Source organism: Streptomyces smaragdinus, from assembly GCF_009604385.1.
Classification (GTDB): Bacteria; Actinomycetota; Actinomycetes; order Streptomycetales; family Streptomycetaceae; genus Streptomyces; species Streptomyces smaragdinus.
Genome location: NZ_WEGJ01000005.1, coordinates 40,957 through 60,725, shown reverse-complemented (window position 1 = coordinate 60,725; position 19,769 = coordinate 40,957). Strand labels below are relative to the sequence as shown.

Annotated in this window: 12 protein-coding genes and 1 tRNA gene; 1 reads left to right on the top strand and 12 read right to left on the bottom strand. The window is 74.0% G+C overall.

Annotated features, from left to right (window positions below; translation table 11 throughout):
* Nucleotides 1-225 precede the first annotated feature (225 nt).
* The 7 genes from rho to SRB5_RS10655 form a co-directional block, all read right to left on the bottom strand.
* The gene (gene rho, locus SRB5_RS10685; RefSeq protein WP_323377682.1) at nucleotides 226-2,223 is read right to left on the bottom strand and encodes a transcription termination factor Rho; all 1,998 of its coding nucleotides are present in this window, start codon (nucleotides 2,221-2,223) and stop codon (nucleotides 226-228) included.
* A gap of 423 nt (nucleotides 2,224-2,646) precedes the next feature.
* Nucleotides 2,647-3,561, bottom strand: a complete 915-nt coding sequence (gene thrB, locus SRB5_RS10680; RefSeq protein WP_153451340.1) for a homoserine kinase — start codon at nucleotides 3,559-3,561, stop codon at nucleotides 2,647-2,649.
* Nucleotides 3,562-3,793: 232 nt separating this feature from the next.
* Complete coding sequence (gene thrC / locus SRB5_RS10675) at nucleotides 3,794-4,858, bottom strand: threonine synthase (protein ID WP_153451633.1); 1,065 nt, start codon at nucleotides 4,856-4,858, stop codon at nucleotides 3,794-3,796.
* Between the two features lie 41 nt (nucleotides 4,859-4,899).
* Complete coding sequence (locus SRB5_RS10670; RefSeq protein WP_153451339.1) at nucleotides 4,900-6,192, bottom strand: homoserine dehydrogenase; 1,293 nt, start codon at nucleotides 6,190-6,192, stop codon at nucleotides 4,900-4,902.
* 160 nt (nucleotides 6,193-6,352) lie between these two features.
* On the bottom strand, nucleotides 6,353-7,741 hold the full coding sequence (gene lysA, locus SRB5_RS10665; RefSeq protein WP_323377680.1) for a diaminopimelate decarboxylase: 1,389 nt from the start codon (nucleotides 7,739-7,741) through the stop codon (nucleotides 6,353-6,355).
* Between the two features lie 56 nt (nucleotides 7,742-7,797).
* The gene (locus SRB5_RS10660) at nucleotides 7,798-8,808 is read right to left on the bottom strand and encodes a DALR anticodon-binding domain-containing protein (RefSeq protein ID WP_323377679.1); all 1,011 of its coding nucleotides are present in this window, start codon (nucleotides 8,806-8,808) and stop codon (nucleotides 7,798-7,800) included.
* A gap of 34 nt (nucleotides 8,809-8,842) precedes the next feature.
* The gene (locus SRB5_RS10655; protein WP_323377678.1) at nucleotides 8,843-9,298 is read right to left on the bottom strand and encodes a response regulator; all 456 of its coding nucleotides are present in this window, start codon (nucleotides 9,296-9,298) and stop codon (nucleotides 8,843-8,845) included.
* 152 nt (nucleotides 9,299-9,450) lie between these two features.
* Between SRB5_RS10655 and SRB5_RS10650 the strand changes: the two genes are divergently transcribed.
* A tRNA-Pro gene (locus tag SRB5_RS10650) sits at nucleotides 9,451-9,524 on the top strand.
* Nucleotides 9,525-9,587: 63 nt separating this feature from the next.
* Here the strand turns inward: SRB5_RS10650 and SRB5_RS37080 are convergent.
* Genes SRB5_RS37080 through SRB5_RS10625 form a run of 5 tightly spaced genes read right to left on the bottom strand, consistent with a single transcriptional unit; the run spans nucleotide 9,588 to nucleotide 19,621 of the window.
* The gene (locus tag SRB5_RS37080; RefSeq protein ID WP_153451337.1) at nucleotides 9,588-11,537 is read right to left on the bottom strand and encodes a hypothetical protein; all 1,950 of its coding nucleotides are present in this window, start codon (nucleotides 11,535-11,537) and stop codon (nucleotides 9,588-9,590) included.
* A complete protein-coding gene (locus SRB5_RS10640; RefSeq protein ID WP_153451335.1) occupies nucleotides 11,534-12,697 on the bottom strand; it encodes a VWA domain-containing protein in 1,164 nt (387 codons plus the stop codon). The genes SRB5_RS37080 and SRB5_RS10640 overlap by 4 nt, the downstream gene beginning before the upstream one ends.
* Nucleotides 12,694-15,006, bottom strand: a complete 2,313-nt coding sequence (locus tag SRB5_RS10635) for a DUF5682 family protein (protein ID WP_153451334.1) — start codon at nucleotides 15,004-15,006, stop codon at nucleotides 12,694-12,696. The genes SRB5_RS10640 and SRB5_RS10635 overlap by 4 nt, the downstream gene beginning before the upstream one ends.
* Entirely contained in the window at nucleotides 15,006-16,091 is a 1,086-nt protein-coding gene (locus SRB5_RS10630; RefSeq protein WP_323377677.1) for an ATP-binding protein, read from the bottom strand. The genes SRB5_RS10635 and SRB5_RS10630 overlap by 1 nt, the downstream gene beginning before the upstream one ends.
* Nucleotides 16,088-19,621, bottom strand: coding sequence for a DUF4132 domain-containing protein (locus tag SRB5_RS10625; RefSeq protein WP_153451332.1), 3,534 nt, complete (start codon nucleotides 19,619-19,621; stop codon nucleotides 16,088-16,090). Before SRB5_RS10625 ends, SRB5_RS10630 begins: the two co-directional genes overlap by 4 nt.
* Nucleotides 19,622-19,769: the final 148 nt, after the last annotated feature.

Below are 19,769 nucleotides of genomic sequence, written 5' to 3'. Positions count from 1 at the left end.
CGATCTCCTTGGATTCGAAGACATGAGTGCTTCAGACGGGAGTGTGGACATCAAGAAATAACCGTCCGTGCCCCTTGACCGGACAACACCGGGTCAAGGCCCCCACCCTCGGCAGGCGGACAGTATAACGGCGCCTTCGAACAAGTGAACTCCGGCCCCCCGTCGGCGATGCGACGGGGGGCCGGAGTTCACTGTCGGCGACCGGGGCGGTGAACGCCCGGGGGATCAGTCCCCGTTCGGCGTCGGGGTCGTCTTCTGGATCTGGAGCAGGAACTCCGCGTTGGACTTCGTCTGCTTCATCTTGTCCAGCAGCAGCTCCATCGCCTGCTGCGAGTCGAGCGCGTGCAGCACCCGGCGCAGCTTCCAGACGATCGCCAGCTCGTCGGAGGCCATGAGGATCTCTTCCTTACGGGTGCCGGACGCGTCCACGTCCACCGCCGGGAAGATGCGCTTGTCCGAGAGCTTCCGGTCGAGCCGCAGCTCCATGTTGCCGGTGCCCTTGAACTCCTCGAAGATGACCTCGTCCATCCGGGAGCCGGTCTCGACCAGCGCGGTGGCCAGGATGGTCAGCGAGCCGCCGTCCTCGATGTTGCGCGCGGCGCCGAAGAACTTCTTCGGCGGGTACAGCGCGGTCGAGTCGACACCACCGGACAGGATGCGGCCGGAGGCCGGGGCCGCCAGGTTGTACGCACGGCCCAGCCGGGTGATCGAGTCGAGCAGCACGACCACGTCGTGGCCGAGTTCGACCAGGCGCTTGGCGCGCTCGATGGACAGCTCCGCGACCGTGGTGTGGTCCTCGGCCGGGCGGTCGAAGGTCGAGGAGATGACCTCGCCCTTGACCGAGCGCTGCATGTCCGTGACCTCTTCCGGACGCTCGTCGACCAGGACGACCATCAGGTGGCACTCGGGGTTGTTCGTGGTGATCGCGTTGGCGATCGACTGCAGGATCATGGTCTTGCCGGTCTTCGGCGGGGCCACGATCAGACCTCGCTGGCCCTTGCCGATCGGCGCGACCAGGTCGATGATCCGCGGGGTCAGCTGGCCCGGGTCGTTCTCCAGGCGCAGCCGCTCCTGCGGGTACAGCGGGGTGAGCTTGCCGAACTCCGGGCGGCCGCGGCCCTGTTCGGGCGACTGGCCGTTGACGGAGTCGAGGCGGACCAGGGCGTTGAACTTCTCCCGGCGCTCGCCCTCCTTCGGCTGGCGCACGGCACCGGTGACGTGGTCGCCCTTGCGCAGGCCGTTCTTGCGGACCTGGGCGAGGGAGACGTACACGTCGTTCGGGCCGGGCAGGTAGCCCGACGTACGGACGAAGGCGTAGTTGTCGAGGATGTCCAGGATGCCCGCGACGGGGATCAGGACGTCGTCCTCGGAGACCTGCGGCTCGTTGCCGAAGTCGTCACGGCCCCGGCGTCCGCGCCGGTCCCGGTAGCGGCCGCGGCGTCCGCGCCGACCGCCGTCGTCGTCGAAGTCGTCGTCGCGGCGGTTGTCGCGGTTGTCCCGGTTGCCGCCGCCGCCCTGGTTCTGGTTTCCGCGATCCCCGCGGTCGCCCCGGTTGTCACGGTCGCCCCGGTCCCCGCGGTCGCGGCCACCGCCGCCTCCCTGGGCCTGCTGGCCGCCCTCGTCCTTGCCGCCGCGCCGGCCGTCGCGGTCCCGGTCGCGCCGGTCCCGGCGGCCCTGGCGGTCCCGGCGGGACTCGCCGCCGCGGCCCTCGGCCGAGTCGGCTGCGGCCTCCGCGTCCGCGCCGGCCTTCGGCTCGGCGGCGGCCTCGGCCTTCGCCTCGCTCTTGCCCTTGGGCTGGCCCGGGATGTCGATCTGTGCGGCCTCGGGCGCCTGCTCGGCCCGCTTGTCGGCCTGCTGTCCCCCGTCGTCCGTCTGCGTCCCCGCCGTGTCACCCGTCCGGGTGCGGGAGGTCGTACGGCGCTTCGGCTTGGTCTCCGCGGCGTCCGCAGCGGCCGGAGCGGAGCTCTCGGACGTACCGCCCGCCTGCCGCTCCTTGATCACATCGATCAGCTGGCTCTTGCGCATCCGCGCCGTGCCCTTGATCCCGAGGCCGGAGGCGACCTGCTGCAGCTCGGCGAGGACCATGCCCTCGAGTCCGGTGCCGCGCCGGCGGCGGGTGCCCGTGGCACGAGCGGCGGGAGCGCCCTCGGCGGTGGCGGGAGCGTCGGCGGGGCTAGAGGTGCCCTCGGCTGTCACGCCCATCAGATCGGTGGTGTCGCTCACGAAGGGTCCTTCCCTGGAGCGGGCGTCGGCCTGTCTGGCTCGGCGACCGGTTGTGCTTCTCCGGCTGGCGATCCGCTTGACTGGATTGGATCCGCCGGGGCGGTGTCCCGCCGGATGGCGGAGAGGGGCTGTGCGGGGTTCGGTGTGCTGGACGGCGGCTGCGCGGGTGGCGCGGCGCACAGTCCCCACCGATCGGGAGCGTCACTGCACAGCACAGGCTGCACAGGCAGTGAATCCAGTGGGGAGCTCCCGGAAGAAGGTGGTCCGGTCGGGGCTCTGGCTCATGCCCTGAGGACCGCGGCACACCACACGACAGCGCTACGTCACAGCGACGATTGGCTGGGAGTGCTGGTGCTGCCTTGAGGTTAACACTATCGGATCCAACAAACATTCCCCCTCTCGATGTGTCAATGGCACGGGCATTCAGTTCAGCGGCAGAATTCCCGCGCCCCCGGCGTCGAGGGCGAGCTGATTGGCCGCCCAGCCGGGGCCCGCCGATTCAGTGATTTTCTCGGCGGATCCGCCCTCCGCGAACGCCAGCACCGTGGGTCCGGCGCCGGACACGACGGCCGGCACGCCGTCGGCCCGCAGCCGGTTGACCAGCGCGATGCTGTCGGGCATCGCCGGCGAGCGGTAGTCCTGGTGCAGCCGGTCCTCGGTGGCCGTGAGCAGCAGGTCGGGGCGCCTGGTGAGGGCCTCGACCAGCAGCGCGGCCCGGCCGGCGTTCGCCGCGGCGTCGCTGTGCGGGACGGTACGCGGCAGCAGTCCGCGCGCCTCCTCCGTCAGCACCGGGCGGGCGGGGACGAACACCACCGGGACGATGGACTCGGCCGGATCCAGCCGTACGGCACGGGCGGCGCCGCCGTCCGTCCAGGCGATGGTGAACCCGCCCAGGAGACACGCCGCGACGTTGTCCGGATGGCCCTCGAGCTCGTTGGCGAGGTCGAGCACCGCCTCGTCGGTCAGCCGCTCCGGGCCGCCTATCGTGACCGCGCGGGCCGCGAGGACGCCCGCGCAGATGGCGGCCGAGGACGAGCCGAGGCCCCGGCCGTGCGGGATCCGGTTGGCGCAGACGATCTCCAGGCCGCGCGGCTGTCCGCCGAGCAGCTCGAACGCGGCGCGCATGGCCCGTACCAGCAGATGGGACTCGTCGCGGGGCAGGGTCTCGGCGCCCTCGCCCGCGATGTCGATGTGCAGCCCGGACTCGGCGACGCGGACGACCACGTCGTCGTACAGGCCCAGGGCGAGGCCGAAGGCGTCGAAGCCGGGGCCGAGATTGGCGCTGGTCGCCGGTACGCGGACGCGTACGGCAGCGGCGCGGAACGCAGGACCGGCCATCGGTTGGGTGACTCTCCTCGTTGTGCAGCTGTGTCAAGAGGTGCTGGGGTGTGGCCGCGGCGAAGACGCGGACGCCCGCCGTCACCGGCGGCGTCGGGCGTGCCCAGGGGGGTGACCCAACGCCAGCTTATCGAAGGAAGGTTCTGCGGCGACATAGGGCGCACGGGAGGCGCACGGTGTGTTGCGATTGGCTGATTGTGCGCCCGACGCCGTCTCCTTCCCTGCGGATCGCTCAGGCGAGCCCGAGCTTCTCCGCCGCGGCGTCCGCGTCGATCTGCACCGTGACCGGCGGCGGAGCGCCCGCGACCGCCCAGTCGGGGTCCTTCAGTCCGTTGCCGGTGACCGTGCAGACGATGCGCTGACCGGGATCGACGCGGCCCTGCTCGGCAGCCTGCAGCAGACCGGCGACGGAGGCGGCGGAGGCCGGCTCGACGAAGACGCCCTCCCGGGCGGCGAGGTGCTTGTACGCGCGCAGGATCTGGCGGTCGGTGACGGACTCGATGTGGCCGCCGGACGCGTCGCGCGCGGACTCGGCGAACTTCCACGAGGCCGGGTTGCCGATCCGGATGGCGGTGGCGAGGGTGGAGGGGTTCAGCACCGGCTCGCCGCGCACGATGGGGGCCGCGCCGGCCGCCTGGTAGCCCCACATCCGCGGGGTGCGGGTGGCGAGGCCGTCGGCGTCGTACTCCTGGTAGCCCTTCCAGTACGCCGTGATGTTGCCGGCGTTGCCGACGGGCAGCACGTGGATGTCGGGGGCGTCGCCGAGCGCGTCGACGATCTCGAAGGCGGCGGTCTTCTGGCCCTCGATACGGACCGGGTTGACGGAGTTGACCAGCGCCACCGGGTACTTCTCGGAGAGGCCGCGGGCGAGCGTCAGGCAGTCGTCGAAGTTGCCCTCGACCTCGAGGATCTTCGCGCCGTGCACCAGCGCCTGGCCCATCTTGCCCAGCGCGATCTTGCCCTGCGGGACCAGCACCGCGCAGACCATGCCGGCGCGGCCGGCGTAGGCGGCGGCGGAGGCGGAGGTGTTGCCGGTGGAGGCGCAGATGACGGCCTGCGCGCCCTCCTCCTTGGCCTTGGTGATGGCCATGGTCATCCCGCGGTCCTTGAAGGAGCCCGTCGGGTTGGCGCCCTCGACCTTGAGATAGACGTCGCAGCCGGTCAGCTCGGACAGCGTGAGCGCCTTGACCAGCGGGGTCCCGCCCTCGCCGAGGGAGATCACCTCGGTCGTCGGGCCGACCGGGAGGCGGTCGCGGTACTCCTCGATGATCCCGCGCCACTGGCGGGTGCCCGACATTCGGTGGGCGTCGGTTGTTGCGTTCATTTCTCCGGTTCCCCTTATTCCCCTTCGACGCGCATGATGCTCGCTACATCACGCACGGTGTCCAGCTTCCGCAGCTCGCCGACGACCGCCCGCAGGGCGGAGTCCGGGGCCCGGTGCGTGACCACGACGAGGGACGCTTCTCCATCTTTGCCCTGCTGGCGGACGGTGTCGATCGACACGTCGTGCCCCGCGAAGATCGTCGCCACCTGGGCCAGCACGCCCGGTTTGTCGGCGACGTCCAGGCTGATGTGGTAGCGGGTGACGGCGTCGCCCATGGGCGCGACCTGCAGCTGCGCGTACGCGGACTCGCCAGGCCCCCGCGTCCCGTTCAGCTTGTGCCGGCCCACCGCCACCAGGTCGCCCAGCACCGCGCTCGCGGTGGGCGAGCCGCCCGCGCCGGGCCCGTAGAACATGAGCTGGCCGGCGGCGGTGGCCTCGACGAACACCGCGTTGTACGCGCCGTGCACGGACGCCAGGGGATGGGCCAGCGGGATCATCGCCGGGTGGACGCGGGCGGTGACCGAGGTGCCGTCGGCGGAGCGCTCGCAGATGGCGAGCAGCTTGACCGTGCACCCCATCTCCCTGGCGGAGGCCATGTCGGAGGCACTGACCTCGGTGATGCCCTCGCGGTGCACGTCGTCCAGCCGGACGCGGGTGTGGAAGGCGAGGCCGGCGAGGATCGCGGCCTTGGCGGCGGCGTCGAAGCCCTCGACGTCGGCGGTGGGGTCGGCCTCGGCGTAGCCCAGGGCCGTGGCCTCCTCGAGCGCCTCGGCGTAGCCGGCGCCGGAGGTGTCCATCTTGTCGAGGATGAAGTTGGTGGTGCCGTTGACGATGCCCAGCACCCGGTTCACCCGGTCGCCGGCGAGGGACTCGCGCAGCGGCCGGACCAGCGGGATGGCGCCGGCGACGGCGGCCTCGTAGTACAGGTCGGCGCCGTGCTGCTCGGCGGCGGCGTACAGGGCGGGGCCGTCCTCGGCGAGGAGCGCCTTGTTCGCGGTGACGACGGAGGCGCCGTGCTCGAAGGCGGTGGTGATGAGGCCGCGGGCGGGCTCGACGCCGCCGATGACCTCGATGACGACGTCGATGTCACCCCGTTTGACCAGGGCCGTCGCGTCCGTGGTGAGCAGGTCCCCGGGGATGCCGGGGCGGGGCCGCCCGGTGCGCCGGACGGCCACCCCCACCAGTTCCACCGGGGCGCCGATCCGGGCGGCCAGGTCGTCGGCGTGCGTCGTCATGATGCGGGCGACCTCGGAGCCGACGGATCCACAGCCCAAAAGCGCCACCTTGAGCTTGCGCTCAGTGTTCATGACGACCCTCGCTTCATTCGTTGCGTCCGGTGTCCCGTTGGCAGGGGACGTCCCAGTGTCACGCAGCCGGGGCCGATCACGGCCCTTTGTCCGGATAGTGAGATCTTCGGCGTGGTTTTTGAGATGGTGCGTATCTCTCACCCCACGCCGGAATTTCTCCTCAACCTACGTCCAGGCGGAGAAGATCCTCCTCCGTCTCACGCCGGACGATCACCCGCGCGGCCCCGTCCTTCACGGCGACGACCGGCGGGCGCAGGGCGTGGTTGTAGTTGTTGGCCATGGAGCGGCAGTACGCGCCGGTCGCCGGTACGGCGATCAGGTCGCCGGGGGCCAGGTCGGACGGCAGATAGGCGTCGCGTACGACGATGTCGCCGGACTCGCAGTGCTTGCCGACCACCCGGGTGAGCATCGGCTCGGCGTCCGAGACGCGCGACACCAGCGCCACCGAGTACTCGGCGTCGTACAGCGCGGTGCGGATGTTGTCCGACATCCCGCCGTCCACGGAGACGTACGTGCGCAGGCCGGGGAGTTCCTTGACGGTGCCGACCGTGTACAGCGTGAACGCCGTCGGGCCGACGATGGCGCGGCCCGGCTCGACGGACAGCCGGGGCACGGTCAGGCCCGCGGCGGCGCACTCGCGGGTGACGATGTCGGCGAGGGCCTTGGCGATCTCGTGCGGCTCGCGCGGGTCGTCGTCGGAGGTGTACGCGATGCCGAGGCCGCCGCCGAGGTCGATCTCGGGGAGCTCCACGCCGTGCTCGTCGCGGATGTCGCGCAGCAGTCCGACGACGCGGCGGGCGGAGACCTCGAAGCCGGCCATGTCGAAGATCTGCGAGCCGATGTGGCTGTGCAGCCCGGTCAGCTCCAGGGAGTCCAGGCCCAGCACCCGGCGTACGGCCTCGGCGGCCTGCCCGTCCTGGAGGGCGAGGCCGAACTTCTGGTCCTCGTGGGCGGTGGCGATGAACTCGTGGGTGTGCGCCTCGACGCCGACCGTCACCCGGATCTGCACCCGCTGGCGCTTTCCCGCCTCGCGGGCGGCGTGGGCGACGCGGACGATCTCCTGGTAGGAGTCGAGCACGATCCGCCCGACGCCCGCCCCGACGGCCCGCTCGATCTCGGCGGAGGTCTTGTTGTTGCCGTGGAAGGCGATCCGCTCGGCGGGCATCCCGGCGTCGAGGGCGACGGCGAGCTCGGTGCCGGAGCACACGTCGAGGTTCAGGCCCTCCTCCCTGAGCCAGCGCACGACGGCCCGGGACAGGAACGCCTTGCCCGCGTAGAACACGTCGGCGCCGGAGAAGGCGTCGGTCCAGGCGCGGCAGCGGGCGCGGAAGTCGTCCTCGTCGAGGATGTACGCGGGGGTCCCGAACTCCTCCTGGAGCCGGCTCACGGGGATGCCGGCGACGGTGGCGGTGCCGTCCTCGCCGCGGGTGACGGTACGGGCCCACACCCGGGGGTCGAGTTCGTTGAGGTCCGTCGGCGGCGGGGTGTAGTGGCCCTCGGGCAGCACGTCGCCGTGCCGGGGTCCGGCGGGGTGGGCGGAGCGGCTCACGGTGGTTCTCCTCGGGGTGCGAGCGGTGGGTGCGGGCGGTGGGTGCGGGAGGGGGCTCAGAGGTGCTCGGGGGCGGTGACGCCGAGCAGGGTGAGGGCCGAGGCGAGGGCGACGCCGGCCGCGTCGGCCGTCCGCAGCCGGGTGTGGTGGACACCGGTGGCGGTCTCGTCGCCCTGCGGCAGGCAGGGCGTGCGGGTCAGATACGCCAGCAGCTCGTCGGCGAGCGTCTCGGCGTAGCGGGCGACCCGGTCGGGGGCGCGGTGGCGGGCAGCGGACTCCACGACGGCGGGGAGTTCTCCGATGCGCGCGGTCAGGGGCTTCTGGCCCTCTCGGGAGGAACGGTACGGGACGCCGGCGGGGGCGGGCATCCCGGTATCCCGGTATGTGACACCCAGCGCCTTCGCCTGCCGTTCCAGCGCGCGGGCGCGGGCGTGCGCGTAGCGGACGAGGAACAGCGGGTTGGACTCGCGCTGCACCAGCAGCCCCGGGTCCAGTACGGGGTGGTCCTGGGCGGCGGGGCGCAGGCTCGCCCAGGCCAGGGCGTCCTCGCCCCAGGCGGCGGGGTCGTGGGCGGGCAGCGGGACGACGTGGACGGTGACGGGGTCGCCGGCCGGGTCGGGGGCGGCGCCGGCGGCGCGCAGGACGCGGTCCAGGGCGGCGGTCCAGCGGGCGGCGCGGGGCTCGGCGGGCTGCGGGACGCGGTAGCGCTCGCCGCGCAGGGCGGTGGTGTGCCCGTATGCCGTCCGTGCCGTCAGGGCGTCGCGTACGGGGTCGGGGCGGGCGGCGGGGGTGAGCGTGAGGTTGAGGAAGCCGGGGCCGGTGACCGTGGCCTCGGCGATCGCGGGGTCGGTTTCCAGCCGCCGGGCGAGGTCGGCGGCGAGGTCCGCGGGGGGGCGTCCGGCCGCGCCGGCCAGCTGCAGGGCGACGGCGGTGGTCCAGTCGCCGCGGCCGCCGGGGCGGGGGCGTTCGAGGGCGATCCGCTCGGGGACGGGGGCGTCGAGCACGCCGTCCGCCACGGCCTCGCGCACCGTGCGCAGGACGGTGTCGGAGAGCCGTTCGGGTGTCACGGGTCAAGCGTAAGCCGTACGGATCCGGGGGACGTCAGTGGCCGTGGACGGCGGCGCACTCGCCGTCCTCCGCCTCCTCGCGGCGGGCGTGCGGCGCGGGCTGCTGCTGCGGGGCAAAGCGGCGGGCCAGGCCGTGGACCATGCGGACCAGGTCGACCGGCTCGAACGGCTTGGCCAGAAAGGCGTCGATGCGCACGGCCCGCGCCAGCTCGTGCTCCAGCGGGGTGCAGGCGCTGATCATCGCGAGCGGCAGCCCCCGCGTGCGCGGATCGGCGCGCAGCCGGGCTGCGGTGCGCAGGCCGTCCAGGCGGGGCATCACGAGATCGAGGGTCACCACGTCGGGTCGGACCCGGTGGATGATCTCCAGGCACTCGGCACCGTCGGCCGCGGTCATGACCTCGAAGCCCTCCAGCTCGAGATTGACCCTGATCAGCTGCCGGATGACCTTGTTGTCGTCCACGACAAGGACCCGGCCCGACAAGCCAGGCACATAGAAGAGGGTATGCGGGGGAACTCCATCCCGTCCGGGTTTTGACTACTTCCGGTTTCCGCGGTGCCGCGCGCCGCGGGAGGGCGGGGCGCGAACCGCCTCCGGCGGACGGTAAGGTGATCTCGCACGGCCGGTACGTATCCGGCCGGGTACGGGACGTGGCGCAGCTTGGTAGCGCACTTGACTGGGGGTCAAGGGGTCGTGGGTTCGAATCCCGCCGTCCCGACTTTTGATAGTCGCAGGTCGAGGGCCGGTTTCGCGGAAAAGCGAGATCGGCCCTCGACCCGTTTTACACGGGGCGTGTTTCCGGGCCTTCCTGGTGGAGTTCCGCCGTCGTGATCAGGTGGATCTGGGCGGTCACCCAGGCCGGGACCGCCGCCTGGGCGCCCTCGGTCGTGAGGGTGTGGGCCAGGGTGCCGATCAGGTCCGACGCCGTGTGCAGGCCCACGCGGTGGAGCTGCGTCGCCGTCCGGGTCAGGTGGGCCGGGGTGGTGTGGCGCAGGCCCGCGTGGGCGGCCTCGGACAGGGTGGTCAGGGCGGAGTCCAGGGCCCCGGTGACCGGGTCGGCCGGGCGGGGCGGAGCCGTCGGGAGGCCGGCGTCGCCGGCGCCCGGGGCCAGGTCCAGGGCGATGACGCCGGTGGGGGTCAGCACGGCCAGGGGGTCCAGGACGGGGCGGCCGCCGGCTCGGGTCAGCAGGCCGCTGACGTGGGAGATCCGGCCGTCGTCCAGCGCGGCGGCCAGGGCGTCCAGGCCGCCCGGGGACAGGGGGTTGTACGCGGCGCGCAGCAGGACGCCGTTGCCGGCGGGGTCGCGGAGGGTGGCCTCCAGGGTCTGGGCGGCGGGGTCGTAGCCGTACGAGGTGATCCCGTCGACGGCCAGCACCCGGACCGCGTCCGCCTCGACGCGGGGGCGGATCAGGCGTGGCGGGCGGTCGGCGTGGGTGCTCAGGTGGGCCGCCGCGTCGTGGACCAGAAGGGGGTCCGGGAGCTCCGTCCACGCCGTGCCGACGGGGGTGACGTCGGTCGCGGCGATCCGGCCCCGGGCGAGCACGACCGTGCGGTCCGGGGCGCGGGAGGTGTTCTCGCTGACCACGTTCGCCGTGGCCAGGGCGCGCAGGGGGGAGCGCAGGATCCGGCGGGCGCCCAGCTCGTGGCCGGTCGGGGTCTCGTCCTCCGTCAGGTCCCAGCGGCGGCGCAGGACCAGGGTGAGGCCGGCGTCGGCGTGGGCGAAGTAGACCTCGGCCGTACGGTCGCGGGCGGTGCCGCCGATCCGTGCGCCGAGGGCCACCAGGCGGACCCGGCGCAGGGGGGTCTGGGACGCCTCGCGGGTGCCGAGGACGCCGACCGGGTCGTGGGCGGCGGCGCGGGCGCGGGCGTGGAGCTCGGTGAGGAGGAACGCCAGGCGTTCGGCCCGGTAGCGGGCGGAGCGTGCGGTGTACGCGTCGAGCTGCTCGCGCAGTTCGGCCACCGCCCCGGCCGGCCAGTGCGCCGCCCGGGCCCGCAGCGCCCCGTGGGCCCGCTCCAGCGCGCCGGCGAACACCGGGCCCGCGGTCCGTACGCCGTCGAGCAGGAGCGCGTCGGCGAGCGCGACGGCCGCCGTCAGGGCGTTACCGGCGGGGGCTTCCGACGTCGTGCGCCCGCCGACGCTGACCTCAGTCGTCCCCTGCTCGTCGCCCGCGCGAAACGCCCACACCGCGAGCGCCACGGCCTCGCCGCGGGCGGCGGCCGACGCGTCGGTGAGGGCGTGGGTCAGGTCGTGCGGGACGGGGAAGCTGACCGTGCAGGCGGGGAGTTCGACGCGGGGCGCCGGGTGCTCGGCGGTGGGGCGGCGCAGCCGGGCGGTGAAGCCGCGGTCGGCAGTGCGGCGGGCGGCGGTGAGGGCGGCGCGGCCGAACGCCGTGGTCAGGGCGGCGTCGTCGAACCCGCCCGGGGACCAGTCGGTCCAGGCCTGCTCCGGGGGCCGGTCGGTGGTCCGCCGGTACGCCAGCACGACGCCGATCCGGTGCCGGCACACGCCCGGCGCCGCGCAGGTGCAGGTCGCCTTCTCCAGGCCGCTGCCGGGCAGGAGGACGGTCTCGGTGCCGTCGGGGAACGCGCCGCGCACGGTGCCGTCGGGGTCCGCGGTCACCTCGGGGCCGGTCCCCGCCGCGAGGTCCTTCTCGGCGCGCTTGACGAGGCCGCGGTTGGCGAGGGAGGCGAGCACCTCGGGGGTGAGGGCGAGGAGGTCCGTACGGGTCATGCGGCGCCGCCGAGCTTCCCGGCGACGAACTCCGCGAGTTCGCCGGGGGTCATCGCGCCCACATGGGCGCCGACGGCGGCCAGCCGGCCGGCCAGGCCGCGGTCGTAGACGGGGTCGGCGTCCTCGTCCAGGGCGGCCAGACAGAGCACGACGGCGCCCTCCTCGACGAGCCCCTTGACGGTGCGGACCAGGCGGTACGGGTCGCCGCCCTCGTAGAAGTCGGAGACGATCGCGACGATTGCCCGGCGGGGGTTGGCGACCAGGCCGGCGCCGTAGTCCACGGCCCGGGCGATGTCCGTGCCGCCGCCGAGCTGGACGCGCATCAGCAGCTCCACCGGGTCGGTCACGTCGGACGTGAGGTCGACGACCTCGGTGTCGAAGGCGACGAGGTGGGTCTTCAGGCCGGGCAGGCCCCACAGACAGGCGGCCGTGACGGCGGAGTGGATCACCGAGCCGGCCATCGAGCCCGACTGGTCGACCAGCAGGACGAGCTGCCACTGGTCGAGGCGGCGGCTGGTGCGGGAGTGGAAGCGCGGGCGCTCGATGAGGACGCGGCGCTCCTCGGGCTGGTAGTGGGCGAGGTTGGCGCGGATGGTGCCCTTGAAGTCGAAGTCGCGGGCGAGCGGGATACGGCTCGGGCGGCGGGAGCGGGTGCCCGTGAAGGAGCGGCGGACCCGGGGCCTGAGGCGTTCCGTGAGCTGTCGTACGACCGTCTCGACGATGCGGCGGGCGGCGGCGAGGACGCGGGGGCTCATCAGGTGCTTGGTGCGCAGCACGGCGCGCAGGAGGGTCGGGCTGGGCTCGACGCGGGCCAGGACGTCGGGGTCGGTGACGATCTCGTGGATCTCGTACCGGTCCACGGCGTCGCGCTCCAGCCGCTCCACGGTCTCCTTGGGGAAGAGTTGGTGGATGTCGTCGAGCCAGTCGACGGCGGTGAGTACGGAGGGTCCGGAGCCGCCCGTACGGTCGCCGCCCTTCCCGGACCCGCCGGTCACCCCGCCCCTTCGCACGCCGCGCCGGCTCAGGTCGTCGTCCCGCCCGTACAGCCAGTCGAGCGCCGCGTCCCGGGCCGCGCCCGCGCCGCCGAGGCCGCCGGTGCAGCGTTCGGCGGGGGCGCCGAGGATCAGGCGCCAGCGCTCCAGGGAGGGGTCGGGCGTCATCGGGCCGTCCCCAGCCCGTGCCGGTCCAGCAGTCGGGTCACGGTGTCCTCCAGGGCCCGGACGCGGGCCAGCAGCAGTGGGTCGGCGGTGGTACGGAGCAGGGAGCGGGCGGAGCCGTGGACGCCGCGCCGGTCGAGCAGGCGCCGGGCGATGCTCTCGCGTTCGCGGGGCGGGAACCAGGCGAACGCCTGGCGGAGCGCGGGCAGGGCCACGAGGAAGGCGTCCTCCGTGAGCGCCGACACGATCTGGTCCAGTACGTCGGTCAGGGACTCCCCGTCCCCCTCCGCGCCCCGTACGACCTCCTCCCGGGCCAGCGCGAACAGCCCCGCCAGCCAGTCCCCCAGCACGTCGGTGGTGAGCGCCCGGACCGTCGGCGCGGGGTCCTCGGTGTCGCCCAGCGCCCGGCGCAGGCCGAACGCGGCGCCGCGCACGTCGGCGGGGGCACGCGGGTTGCGGGCGATCCGTCCGGCGACCTCCCCGGCCGCCCGCGCGGTGACCGTCAGCAGCCCCGGGGCGTGCAGCAGCGCGTCGCGGGCAGCCGCCAGCGCCCGCAGCCTCGCGGGGTCGGCGCCCGCGCCGCCGTGCAGGCCCTCCGCGAGCCACAGCACCCGGTCCACGGCGCCCGCGACGACACCGCCGAGCAGCGCGTCACCGGCGACGCCGAACACCCGGTCGTGCCGCCACAGGCCGAGCGCCGCCTCCAGCGCCCCGCCCAGCGGCCCGAGCTCCGGGACCTGCCCCACGCGGCGGGCGAGCGCGTCGAGGACATCGGCGTACACCGGTCCCACGCCGCACAGCACGGCGTCGAACAGCAGCCCCGCCAGCTCCCCGACGTCGGTCCCGGCCTCCCGCACCCGCTCGCCGAGCACCGTCCCGGCGGCCTCGTCCAGCCGCGCCCCGTAGGCGCCGGCCTCGATGAGCGCCGCCTCCCGGCCCACGCCGGGGCCGGGCTGCCAGCGTTCGGTGAACTCCGGGTCGGCGCCGTGGTCCGGGCCGGCGACGCGGGTGAAGCCGGGGATGCCGAGCACCCGCAGGCCGTGCAGGACGCGGCTGCGGGTCAGGGCGTCGGGGTCGGTGAGGTCGAGGGTGACCGGGGCGTCCGCGTCGGCCAGGCCGAGGCGGGCGAGGCGCTCCATCACGTCGTGGACCAGCGGGGGCAGGGGGGTGTCGGGGTGGAGCCGGCCCTCGGCGTCGCCGGTGCAGGCGGCGACCATCTCGACGACCACCGGATGGCTGCCGGCGCCGAGCGTGCCCCGGGTGGTCCACGGGAGGGGCTGGTCCAGGTCGTCGGCGATCAGGGCGCCGGCGAGGCCGTCGAGGACGTCCACGCGGGTCTCGTACGGGTGGCCGCGCAGCGCCGCCAGGCCCTGGGACAGGCTGCGGGCGGCGATGAGCCCGGACGTGGACACCGGCGGGCCGCCGGGGCGCCGCAGGCGTTCGGTGACGGCGCGCAGGAGGTGCCGGGCGGCTTCCTGGGGGCCGGTCTCCCACAGCCGCTGGTAGTAGCCGGGCGAGGGCATGCCGGAGCGGTAGCCGGCGAAGGCGTCGAGCCGGCGGAAGGAGTACGGGACGAGGAAGCTCCCGCCGAGGGCGCCGTCGGGCGGCTCGGGGACGTCCGGCCAGCCGGTGGGCGGGTCCGCCGAAGCCACCAGGGTCCGCAGCGCGGGCTGGTGGAAGCCGCCGGTCACGACTACGACGGGGCGTCCGCCGGCCTCGGCGAGCGCCGCCCGGATCCAGGACGCCATGTACGCCTCGCGGGCGCTGTCGCCGGGATCCGCCGGGGTGTCGCCGCGGACGAGGTCGAAGTACGCGTCCAGGCGCGCCCGGAGATCGTCCGGCCCGGTGCTGTCGGCGACCTCGAACAGGCCGTCCCACAGGGCGTCCACGGAGTCCACCGAGAAGCGGGCGCACAGCCGGGCGGTCGCCTCCGCGTACCGGGCCTCGGCGTCGGCGTAACGGTTGGCGTGCCGGTCGGCGTCCCCGGTGAACGCCGGGTGCCAGGCGGGCAGGTCGATGAAGCGGACGTCCGCGCCCGCCGCGCGGCCCTGGGTGAGGGCGATCCACTCGGGCGAGTAGTCGCACAGCGGCGCCCAGGACGTGGCGGTCCGCTCCGCGTCACGGAAGTGGCTGAACACGGCGACGGGCAGCCGGTGTCCGAGCAGCAGCTCGTCCAGCCGGGCGTTCATGTCGGCCGGGCCCTCCACCAGCACGTACGCGGGCTTCAGCGCCCGGACGGTGTCGCGCACCAGCCGGGCGCACGCCGGCGAGTGGTGCCGTACGCCGAGGAGGACGGGGGCGGCGGGCGGCATCAGTCGGCCAGCAGATGGCGGGCGTCGTGCAGGGCCTGCCACTGCGGGCCGGAGCGGCGGGGCACCTCCTGGCCGAGGAAGCGGCGCAGCCGGGCGAGGTCGTCCGGGCTGTCCTTGGCGGCCGTCCCGGCGAGGCTGGCCACCACGTCGGCGGCGCTGCCCGGCTCCCCGCGCAGGAACCAGCCGCGCACACCCACCGCGTGGGCGACGGCCACGGCCTCGGCGGTGCTCATCACCGCCGCCATCCGCTCGCCGCCGTCACCGGTGCCGCGCAGCTCGCGGAACGTGCCGACCAGGACCTCGAGGACGTCGCGGCGCGGGGCGGGTCCGACGCCGGACTGGCGGAGCAGGGCCGTGGCCTCGGCCTCGACCAGGGCGAGTTCGGTCTCGAAGTCGGGGATGGGGAAGACCGTCTCGAAGTTGAAGCGGCGTTTGAGGGCCGCGCTCATCTCGTTGACGCCCCGGTCGCGGGTGTTGGCGGTGGCGATGACGTTGAAACCCTGGCGGGCGAACACCAGGCCCTCGGGGCCGTCGAGTTCGGGGACGGCGATGACCCGCTCCGAGAGCAGGGACAGCAGGCAGTCCTGCACCTCCAGGGGGCAGCGGGTGATCTCCTCGAAGCGCACGACCGTGCCCTCCGCCATGCCGCGCAGCATCGGCGCGGGCACGAGCGAGCGGGTGGAGGGGCCCTCGGAGACCAGCAGGGCGTAGTTCCAGGAGTACTTGATCTGGTCCTCGGAGGTGGCCGCACCGCCCTGCACGGTGAGCGCGGAGCTGCCGCTGACGGCCGCCGCGATCAGCTCGGACAGCAGCGACTTGGCGGTGCCGGGCTCGCCGACGAGCATCAGCCCGCGGTTGGTGGCCAGGGTCACCAGGGCCCGCTCGACCAGGGAGACGTTGCCGACGAACTTGCGGCCGATGCCGGCCTCCTCGTCGCCCACGATGAACCGGCGGGCGGCGCGCAGGCTGAGCCGCCAGCCCGGCGGGCGCGGGTCCTCGTCGGCGGCGCGCAGGGCGGCCAGCTCGTCGGCGTACCGGACCTCGGCGGGCGGGCGCTGGAGGACCGGGTCCTGTGGGGTGCTCACTTCGCGGTCACCTCGGTCAGGTCGGCGAGGATCTCGGAGGCGACGACGGGGTCGAGGTCGCCGAAGCGCAGCGGGTGGTCGTCGCGGCGCCAGTAGTCGCGGGGGCGCTCGCCGAGCCAGACGTACTCGAAGGTCTGGTCCTCCCAATCGCCGACCATGCCGACGGCGATGCCGTGGTCCAGGCCGATGACCAGGTGGTGGCCGTCGTCGATGGGGCGGGAGAACCAGCGCTCCACCCCGTTGTCCTCCGGGTTGCCGCGCTCCCAGCCGCGCTTGGTGAGGCCCAGCAGCTTGCCGACGGGGACGACGGCGCCCTCGAAGCGGGTCAGCCGGTGGCCGGCGGCCTCCTCCTCGGTGAAGGCGTGCACCGCGCGGCCCAGCTGCGGGAACGGCTGGAGTATCTCGTAGTCGGCGAACACCTCCGACCACGCCTCCAGCTGCCCGGCGAGGCGCAGCGGGTGCGGGAGCCGGACCGTCGCGTCGTCCGGGAGGGTCAGCTCGTCGTCGTCGACGTCGGCGAACGTACGGTCCTCGGCCACCCGGAACGCGACCGTCTCCCCGCCGGCGTCGCGCAGCCAGACCAGCCGCCGGACCAGATGCCACACCAGCGGATGGGACACGAACAGCTCGCGGAACTCGGCGGCCGTCCACGACCTGCCGGACACCATCGCCGCCTCCAGCCGCCGCACGAGGTCGGAGGAGATCGTGCGGACGTCCTTCTTCAGCGCGGCGAACCGCTTGCGCTCGGCGGGAGCCAGCTGCGGGTCGTCCTTGACTCCGGGCGCGGGCAGGGCCTTGCGGATCTTGCCCGTGTCGTCGCGTATGTACGGCTTCAGCTGCTCGTCGAAACCCACGGTGAACTGCCGCGGGCCGTAGTCCACGACCGTGCTGCCGTCGGCGTCCAGGCCGAAGTCCGGGACGAGCCGGTCGCCGAGCTGCTCGCCGGTGAGCCCGAGCTCGGCGGCGACCTCGGCGATCTTCTCCTGGGCGCGCAGCTTGAGCGCCTTGAACGGCACGCGCTGCGCGATCCCGTGCAGATGGAGCAGCGCCTGCTCGGTGCCGATCTCCGCCAGTACGCCCAGCCCCTCCACGGCCCGGTGATGGGCGCTCTCGCCCGGCCAGGCGCGGATGACGGGCGTCAGCTGGCGCACGGTCTCGTCGTCGCCGAGGAGGCCGAGGGCGTGCAGGGCCCAGCTGTCCTTGGCGGGCATACCGGCCAGCCGCCACTGCTCGAACAGCTCCCAGGCGAAGGCCGTCAGGGAGTCGGCGGTGCAGTGCTCGCGCAGGATCGTCAGCCCCGGGTAGGTGTCGCCGGGCCGGCACATGGCGAGGACGGTCAGGACGTGCCGAACCGCGCCGGCGGGCAGCGCGCCGCCCTCGGTGAGCAGGATCTGCGGGAGCATCCCGGGCGCGGCCCAGTCGCCGACCTCGGGCATCTTCGTAGGGAGGGCGCTCTCCAGCAGGTCGACGGCGAGCAGGTCCGCGACGATGCCGGCGGCCTCCTCACCACAGCCGGCCGCCGCCGCGAGCACCGGATCGTTCCCGTGCGCCTCGGCCAGCAGCCGCAGCGCCTTCTCCGCCCCGACCCGCACCGGGCCCTGTGGCCCCACGGCGTGCGGGACGAGGAACGGCACCGCGTCGAGCGCGTGCCGGGTCAGCCAGGCCCGGGCCGTGGCCTCCGCCTTGTTCAGCCGCGCCAGCCAGTCGGCGAAGACGCCCGCGACGGCGACGTCCCGGAACGGGAGCAGCAGTGGGCTCAGGAAGGTGGGCCGGCGCCGGGCGCCGTGCACCAGCAGCGGAACGGCCGCCACGCCCCACTTCGCCGCGACCGGCTGCAGCGCGTCCTCGCCGTCCCAGTAGTCGTCGGCCCTGGCGGTGGCGAGCAGCGGACGGACGGTGTCCTCGGGCAGGTCGACGAAAAGCTGTGCATAGCTGACGTATTTGAGGGTCCCGGCGGCACGCAGGACGTCGAGCTCCTGGTCCCAGCCCTGCCGTTCGCGCCACGAGCTGTACGCGGCCCACTCCTCCCGCTCCCCGTCCAGCCACACGGCCTCCGCGGCCGGGGCGTCGGGAATGCGCGTGGCCACGCGGGGCTTGCGGACCGAGCGCTGCCCCGTCCACGGGGGCGTCACGAGGAGCGGCGGCAGCGCCGTCACCGGGGCGTCTGCCACCCGGTCGCCGCCACGCGCGGCCTCCACCTGGGCGGCGGCCTCCGGCGGGAGGTCCGCCAGCACGGCGTCGACCACCTCGGGGTGGGACCGGACGTGCCCGGTCAGCAGCTGGCCGGCCAGCGCGGCGTACTCGGCGTCGCCGCGCGCGGCCTCGCCCAGCAGTCGCAGGGCGCGGACGGGGTAGCGGCGCATCGCGTCCAGCACCAGCGGGCGGACCGGCTTGTCCCCCGCGCGTGTGAGGAGGAGCCGGAAGGCGTCGTCGGTCGGCAGCAGCACCAGCGCGTCGGCCAGCCGCTTGACCCGGTCCGCGTTGTACGCCTTCTCGAGCGGGCCCGCGAGCAGCGGGGCGAACTCCTTGCCCACCCCCTCCGCGAGAGTGGCGATGAGCGGCATCGACCAGTCGATCCCCCAGTGCAGGTCCCCGAACGACGCCAGCTGCCCGGGGGAGCCCACCGAGCACAGCATCATGTACTGAAGCGTCCCGCCGGCCACGTCCACATCGGGCAGACAGTCGTCCACCCACGCCCGCTGGTCCGGCACCAGGAACGACACGACCATGCGCCGGGCCGCGGTGTCCCGGTACTCCGCCAGCACGGCGACGACCTGCCCGTACGTCTCCTCGTCGGCCACCGACAGCAGGGACCGCATCCGGTCGGCGAACTGCCACCCCGAGCTCGCGTTACCCACCCGCGGGTCGCGGACGAGCCTCAGGTCACTGCGGTGGGTGCCGGACGACTGGTAATGGGCCTGCACAGAGAAGGACTCCACCACGGCACGCGCGGCGAAGGGCAGGCCGTGGGCCGCTACCCAGAAGTCCACGAACAGGCCGTCGGGCAGCTGGTAGTTCCCGGCGAGGCAGGCCACGACGGCGGCGCCCAGCGGCCTGGGGTCTCCCGCCAGATGCGCGCGCGTGGCCTCCACGGTCTCGGGGTCGCTCTCCGGGGCGGACAGCATGCGCTCGATCCACTCCGCCTGCGCGGCCGTCTCCGCACGGACCAGCTCATCCGTCCCGGGATCGGGCTTGGACACGGCCCGCCGTATCCCGCCCCGTCGCGGATACACCTGCCGGGCCCAGGCCACGGGCATCACGAAGGTGTCCTCGTCGGGCAGTGCAAAGACGCCGGGCCCGTCCTCGGCAGAAGCAGCGGGCTCCGCGGACACCTCCACGTACCCCTTCCGCTCCTTCTCCCCCACCAGCTTCGCCAGATGGGCCGCCGCCGCCTGGGCCGACCCCAGCTCCTTGGCCTGCGTCCGCCCCTGCGTCCCCACCCGCCCGTAGCGCACGGTGACCGTGGCGTCCTCCGCCACCGCCTCCCAGAACTTCGCCGAATCGCCGTCGACCAACTCCCAGCGCCGCACAGCCCCTCCTCCTGCGTCCCGACCCAACAGGACCGCGCGGCCCCGTGCTTACGTGTCAGCCACCCTAGGGGTGCCCACTGACAGTGACCGGCGGGCGGCGCCTTCCACGGCCGGGAGGTGGGGGCCATCTCACGAAAAAAACCGGAGC

What these genes read in the sequence shown, in the direction of transcription:
- thrB (WP_153451340.1), bottom strand. Translation starts at nt 3,561, where the DNA reads ATGGCCGGTCCTGCGTTCCGCGCCGCTGCCGTACGCGTCCGCGTACCG.
- thrC (WP_153451633.1), bottom strand. Translation starts at nt 4,858, where the DNA reads ATGTCGGGCACCCGCCAGTGGCGCGGGATCATCGAGGAGTACCGCGAC.
- SRB5_RS10670 (WP_153451339.1), bottom strand. Translation starts at nt 6,192, where the DNA reads ATGAACACTGAGCGCAAGCTCAAGGTGGCGCTTTTGGGCTGTGGATCC.
- SRB5_RS37080 (WP_153451337.1), bottom strand. Translation starts at nt 11,537, where the DNA reads ATGACCCGTACGGACCTCCTCGCCCTCACCCCCGAGGTGCTCGCCTCC.
- SRB5_RS10640 (WP_153451335.1), bottom strand. Translation starts at nt 12,697, where the DNA reads ATGACGCCCGACCCCTCCCTGGAGCGCTGGCGCCTGATCCTCGGCGCC.
- SRB5_RS10635 (WP_153451334.1), bottom strand. Translation starts at nt 15,006, where the DNA reads ATGCCGCCCGCCGCCCCCGTCCTCCTCGGCGTACGGCACCACTCGCCG.